This is a genomic window from Streptomyces sp. NPDC001204 (assembly GCF_053598035.1).
The window spans coordinates 1-2,761 of record NZ_JBSFJL010000084.1; the positions used below are offsets into that span (position 1 = coordinate 1).

The 2,761-nt window shown below is 64.0% G+C and carries 2 protein-coding genes and 1 pseudogene; all 3 read right to left on the reverse strand.

What is annotated here, in order from left to right:
• A partial coding sequence (locus tag ACWC91_RS41410; protein ID WP_450645011.1) for a PE-PGRS family protein occupies nt 1-1,196 on the reverse strand: 1,196 nt, incomplete at its 3' end.
• Between the two features lie 127 nt (nt 1,197-1,323).
• Nucleotides 1,324-1,854, reverse strand: a complete 531-nt coding sequence (locus ACWC91_RS41415) for a hypothetical protein (RefSeq protein WP_450645013.1) — start codon at nt 1,852-1,854, stop codon at nt 1,324-1,326.
• A gap of 438 nt (nt 1,855-2,292) precedes the next feature.
• Nucleotides 2,293-2,761, reverse strand: a pseudogene (locus ACWC91_RS41420) (hypothetical protein); the annotation flags it as partial.

A 2,761-nucleotide genomic window follows, 5' to 3' on the forward strand; every position in this document is an offset into this window, starting at 1 on the left:
AAGCCGACCTCTGCTACGTCGGCGACATAGCCGGCTCCCTTGCGTTTGAAGGCATCGACCGGGTTGCCCTGCGAAATGACGTTGGCGGTACTCCACACCGTCGAGGCCGCGCTCCCGGCGATGCCCGCCCCTCGCAGGAGTCCGGAGACTTTACCCGCGGTCGAGAGTCCCTTGGTGAGCGCGGCCGTACGGCTGAGGCCGGCTCCGCGTGACTCTGCGAACGCCTTGCTTGTGACTGTCAGGAGATTCGCATTACCTGCACGCGTCACAGCCTGACCGGAGTGGGTAAGCGCACCGAACTTCTTGGCCAACTCGTCAGAGCCCACAAAGAAGTTGATAGCCCTGTTGACCGAAACCCCTTTCCAGATCGGGGAGTCCATGATCCTCAGGCCCCGGACCGCGTCGTAGGCGCCGCCCGTCCAATCGATGATCCTGCCCTTGGTGCCCGGGATCTTTTGGGCCCATTGGCTGAGTTTGCTGGGAAACCAACTGCCGGGTGCGCCGAGGGAACGCACCTTGGGGGTAATCTTGATCAGCTTTGTTCCGGACCAGCGCAGCAGCCCGTTGTTCGATCCTCTGAGCGCGACTCCGATGCGGGTCTTCCAGGTCCGCAGCGACCCTTGCGCGAGAGAATTGAAAAGAAGAACCTTGGTCAGAGCCGTTCCCTGAATTGTCACGGTGGCCATGGTTTTGGTGGTCGACTTCCACTCGCCGTAGAGGTCGATCACGCTCATGATCGTCGCGGCGTGAGGCTTGAGCCCGGGGATCTGCTCCAGCGCGTGCGTCTTGATCCGCAAGACCCAGTCGTCCAGGGACTCATGGGGCTTTCGCTTGAAGACATCGGCGTTTGGATCGTCGCTGGCAGCAACGGAGTTGGCGAGAAGAATATCGCCGGGGGAAAGGCCCTTGTCCTTGTGATCCTTGAGGTACCTCTCAATGTCCTTAGTGCTGAAACCAGCCCAGCGCAATCCGGCTTCTGGGTCTCCGCTTTCCAGCCGGGCGATCGCCGCACGCTTGCGAAGGTCCGGCGCGGTATCGGCAACCCAGCCCCGTAGCGGCTTGAGCGAGGACAACTTGCTGGATACGCCTAGCAGGGAGGCCCTGGTGAAGGCTTCGTCGAGCTTGTCCTGAAGGCCGCCCCGACCGTCCAGAAGCTTGGCGAGTTGCTCCACGTCTTCCGGATTGACGACCCTCACGTTCTGTCCCCCTCAAGTTCTCTGTCCCGCTGGTACCGGAGTGGCCGCGGGTGGGCCTCATACCCTACGTGCGCTTGTCATGTCACGGATCAGGAAAGCGACGCGGACAGCGATGTGCACGCAATGCTCACTTGTCGCCCACCAGAGCGAAGGCGAAGGCCAGTCGACGGTCTACCCAGTCCTTCCGTACCCGGACTTCCGCGCTGCCCTCCGAGATCATCACAACCTCGTCACCGGCCCGCCACTCCATGGAGCGGCCCTTGCTCGGTGTGTCACCATCGCCGGGATTCAAGAGGTCATCGACGAGGCCGTTGACGAAGCGACCCGCCGCCCGCCCGGCAATGTTCTTCGCGCCGCCACTGGCCCACTCGTTGCGTCCGACCATCTCCGGGTGTCCCGGCTGGTCGATACGCCAGGTGTGCTTGAAGGGCCGCTTCGGAGGGATCCGCCGGAGGGTGCCGATTGCCTGCCCTTGTGGGTCTCGGACGACGTAGTGCCGCTCGCCGTCCACCTCCTGCGGCTCCTCGACGAAGCAAAGAAGGCGCTGCGCGTCGGGATCTTCGTACAGCGTGAAGTCGGGACGTGACGGAAGATGGGTTAGGGATGACGATCCCAAAAACGCGCATGGTGCCAGAACCGGCAGATCCTTGGAGCCCATGGGCACACGAACGGCGGGCCTGCCCGACACCGCCTGGGACCGCTTGGGTGACAGAGGCCGTTCCACCGACCCCACGACGAACCTCCAGACGCTCTGCCATGCGACAGGCTCCACAAGGGGCTCTTCCGCTGCCTTCGCCTTGCTGCTCCTGCCGAACGCCATACCTGACTCCTATCGCGACCTGTGCATCAGGGAACGACACGACTGTAGAGGAACCATCGAACCCGGCGGGGTCGAGCCCGAAGAGGCTCGGCGATGGCTCGTTGGACACTGCAGACAACCCAGGCACGCCGCCGTGACGGGCTCGAGCAGTGCTCGACGCGGGCTAGGGAGGTGAAGAGATGGAACGCAGCACGGACTGCGGCGCGGCCCTCCTGTCCTGCTTGCATGCCTGTCTCAACCACACGCCCTTCTTGGCGAGGTCCGACACCTCCAACATCACCCCCGCGAACTCCACCGTGTCGCCAACCTGGGGGGCTTGTCCACCGCGACCGGCATCGCGGCGCAGTTCGTGCCGATGCCGGCGGTTCCCGCGGCGGTGTCGACGTACGAGACGGTGAGGAACAGACCAGTCGGGAAGCGCTGTACGCCGCCGTTGTTGAGTGGGGCGAGTGTCTGGCTCTCGGCGGGGGAGGCCTTGGCTGCTGCTGCGAGAACTGTGGGGTTTGTAGTGAGGCGCAGACCCTCGTCCACAGAACCGCCGTCGGTATCACACGACTTGGGGGCGGCGGCCAGTGCGGTCCTGCCCTTGGGGTCCTTCGGCTCCAGGACGACGCGGTACGAGCAGACTTGGGTAACTGTGTAGCTGCGAGCCGAGATGGTGACCCGCGTTCCGGGCTTTACGCTCCACTGCCGCTGACCTGGTTTGAAACGTTGCCCCGTCCCACAGCGTCGCTGTGCGCGTCGT

Excerpts from the sequence above, each read along its gene's own strand:
- ACWC91_RS41415 (WP_450645013.1), bottom strand. The coding sequence starts at position 1,854 with ATGGGCTCCAAGGATCTGCCGGTTCTGGCACCATGCGCGTTTTTGGGA.